The sequence below is a fragment of the Alteromonas sp. 14N.309.X.WAT.G.H12 genome, from assembly GCF_036697315.1.
Taxonomy (GTDB): domain Bacteria; phylum Pseudomonadota; class Gammaproteobacteria; order Enterobacterales; family Alteromonadaceae; genus Alteromonas.
Window position 1 is genome coordinate 1 of the sequence record NZ_JBAHZB010000189.1, and the last position, 3,201, is coordinate 3,201.

The 3,201-nt window shown below is 46.7% G+C and carries 3 protein-coding genes; 1 reads left to right on the forward strand and 2 read right to left on the reverse strand.

Going from position 1 to position 3,201, the window contains the following annotated elements; all coding sequences use genetic code 11:
* A partial coding sequence (locus V5298_RS20180) for a bifunctional diguanylate cyclase/phosphodiesterase (protein WP_332933214.1) occupies positions 1-1,157 on the forward strand: 1,157 nt, incomplete at its 5' end.
* A gap of 40 nt (positions 1,158-1,197) precedes the next feature.
* Here the strand turns inward: V5298_RS20180 and V5298_RS20185 are convergent.
* Both V5298_RS20185 and V5298_RS20190 read right to left on the reverse strand, forming a co-directional pair.
* Complete coding sequence (locus V5298_RS20185) at positions 1,198-2,412, reverse strand: urate hydroxylase PuuD (RefSeq protein WP_332933215.1); 1,215 nt, start codon at positions 2,410-2,412, stop codon at positions 1,198-1,200.
* A 3-nt stretch (positions 2,413-2,415) separates the two neighbouring features.
* On the reverse strand, positions 2,416-3,201 hold a 786-nt coding region (locus tag V5298_RS20190; RefSeq protein ID WP_332933216.1), incomplete at its 5' end, for a guanine deaminase.

Genomic DNA, 3,201 nt, shown 5'->3' on the forward strand with positions numbered 1-3,201 from the left:
CCCTAGGACATACATGGGGAGATAGGCTGTTAAAAGGGGTAGCTAAGAGACTCCAAGAATGTGTGACAGCTTATGGAGAGCTTTCTCGTTTTGGTGGCGACGAGTTTGTATTTGTGATCCCCCGAGTCGAAAACGATAATCAGATTAGTACCATAGCTCAGCGTATTCTTGATTGTTTGAGGTCGGGGTTTGCATTAGGGAGAGAACGGGTTTGCATATCAGCAAGCATCGGTATTAGCGTTTTTCCGCGGGATGGTTTGGATGACGTTGATTTATTGAAAAATGCTGATAACGCCATGTATCAGGCCAAGCTTGAAGGGCGGCACAGGTTTAAATTTTTCACCACCGAATTAAGTCAACGATTGCTCGAACAACGGACTATTGCAACGAAATTAAATAATGCGTTGCTCAATGATGAGTTTAGCCTTTATTATCAGCCGCAAATTAATCTATCTACCGGTTTAATCTCGGCCTGCGAAGCGCTCATTCGTTGGTTCCCTGAACACAGCTCTCCTCCCATACCTCCGGATGTATTTATTCCCATTGCCGAACGAACAGATTTAATTAACCGAATTAGCCATTGGGTCATAGAAGAAGCCTGTCGACAATCCAGTATCTGGAAACAAAACGGAATTCAGGTGCGTATTGACATTAACGTGTCGGGCAGAGACTTGGAACAAGCCACGTTTTTCGAGTTTTTAGAAGCTTGTCGAAATAAATACCATCTGTCTCCTAGTGATATTGGTTTAGAACTTACTGAAAACGTATTAATACAACTTCAGCCTGAGCTTTTAAGTCACCTCACTGCAGAGCGCCATAAAGGGGTAGAGATATCCATTGATGATTTTGGAACTGGGTATTCTTCGTTAAGCTATTTAAGGCAATTTCCGGTCAGCAAGTTAAAGATCGACCGATCATTTCTTAAAGACGCACCAGAAAATGAATTTGATGGCGCGCTTCTGGAAGCGATTGTAAATGTGGGGCATAAACTACACTTAGATATCGTCGCCGAAGGGGTTGAAACACAAGAACAAGCTTTTTATTGCAACAATCTCAATGTGGAATATGTTCAAGGGTATCTTTATTCAAAACCAGTACCCGCAGAAGAAATAGAAACGCTGTTAGCTTGCAATAAATCTTTTGCTTCAGGAAAGTGAAAGGCGCCACCTGTCTGCCTCATAGGCGGCGCGTCTAGTGTTATTGTTGGTTCAAATACCAATCTGCAATTTGCTGGCGTTCTGCGTCAGTCATACCGGTTTTATTTAAAAAGGGCATGTCTTTACTCACCGCTACACGCTGATAGATTTGTGGTCCATAACGGGCAATATCATTCCAGTTATCGAACTTCACTCCAAGTGGTGCGACTTTGAAAATATCATCGGTGGGCGCCGAGGAATGACAGCCTACGCAATGGGTATGGATCAAGGCGTCCACCTTGGCCTGTAAAGGCGTTTTGTCTGTGGTCGGTGCCGTTTCTGATAGGCTTGTTGCTGGCTGTGTGGGGGCAGAACCATGAGGCCAGGACACCCAAATTGCCAATGCCAGCATGCCTAACGCGCCACTTACCAGAATTGATGGCTTAATCACATCCTGGTGCTTTAAGTTAAAAAAGTGTCTTATCCACGCCGACAGCGCCATGATGGCAATGAGCACTAGCCAGTTTTGTGGGTGCTGATAAGTCATGGGGTAGTGATTACTGATCATAATGAACAGCAATGGCAACGTAAGGTAATTGTTGTGCACTGAGCGTAATTTAGCGCTGGCACCCCAGGCAGGATCAATATCCTGTTTTGCCGCTACGGCCGCCACCATTTTACGTTGATTAGGCATGATGTTTAAAAACACGTTGGCCACCATAATGGTTCCCACCAGCGCCCCGACGTGAATGTATGCGCCGCGACCGCTGAACAGCTGCGCGGTGAGCCAAGCGGCAATACATAACAGTACAATTAAAAACAGGGCAAAGGCTTTAGGGGATTTGGCCAAAGGGCTTCTGCACGCGGCTTCATAAAACGCCAGACCACCAAATATAACCCCAAGGCCCGATAAAATGGCGTGGGCAGGGGACAGGGCATTGACACTGGGATCAATCAGATACGCAGAGGCGCCGAAGTAATAGACCACAATAAGTAAGGCAAACCCGCTCAGCCAGGTGGTGTAAGCTTCCCACTTAAACCAGTGTAAGGTGGAAGGCATGGTTTCTGGTCCGTAGGCGTATTTAGCCACTTCGTAAAAGCCACCACCGTGTATGGCCCAAAGATCCCCTTTGATGCCTTTTTTCTGTTTCCATTCCGGTGGTGTGCGTAAACTGTTATCTAGCCAGATAAAATAAAATGATGCGCCAATCCAGGCTACGCCTGCAATAACATGAAACCAGCGTAAAAAAAGTGAAAGCCAGTCAAGTCCCTGCATGTGTTACTTCTCCTGTTGTCGGTACTGGGGAGAGCCTGCAATCCAGGTCTCGCGGATACTTCTATCATCACCAAGCATAGATAAGGCAAAGAGGGTTTCTTCTTTGCTGTCTTTTTGATGTAAGCGGTGGGTGGTTAATTCATCAAAGGCCGGATCCACAATAATGAAGTCAGCGTGGCTACCCGGGTTTAAATTTCCAATGCTGTGATCTAACTGATGGGCCAACGCGGCGCCTTGTGTCATCATATATAGCCCTTGTAAAGGGGAGAATCGGGTATGCTGAAGTTGGCATACCTTGTAGGCCTCGCCGTAAGTCTTAAACATATTAAAGGTGGTGCCTGCGCCTACATCGGTGGCCAGCGTGACCGGCACCTTGTATTTTCTGGCGGTGTCTAACGGAAACAAGCCACTGCCTAAAAACAAATTAGAGGTGGGGCAAAAGGCAATGGTGGCACCGGCTTCGGCCATGCGAGCCCATTCTTTGTCTGTAAGATGCACGCAATGACCGAATACCCCACGAGGGCGAACAAGACCATAGTGGTCATAGACATCAAGATAGCCGTCTCGTTCGGGAAACAGACTTTTTACCCAAGCTATTTCCTGTTGGTTCTCTGATAAATGGGTTTGTATAAAGACATCGGGATAGGCTGCCGCCAATTCACCTAACCCTTGTAATTGGGCACGGCTGCTCGTAGGCGCAAATCGGGGGGTGATGGCATACAAATTACGATCTTTATTGTGCCATTTTTGTATTAACGCCAGGCTTTCATCCACCGCTTGGGCTGGGGT

Excerpts from the sequence above, each read along its gene's own strand:
- V5298_RS20185 (WP_332933215.1), bottom strand. The coding sequence starts at position 2,412 with ATGCAGGGACTTGACTGGCTTTCACTTTTTTTACGCTGGTTTCATGTT.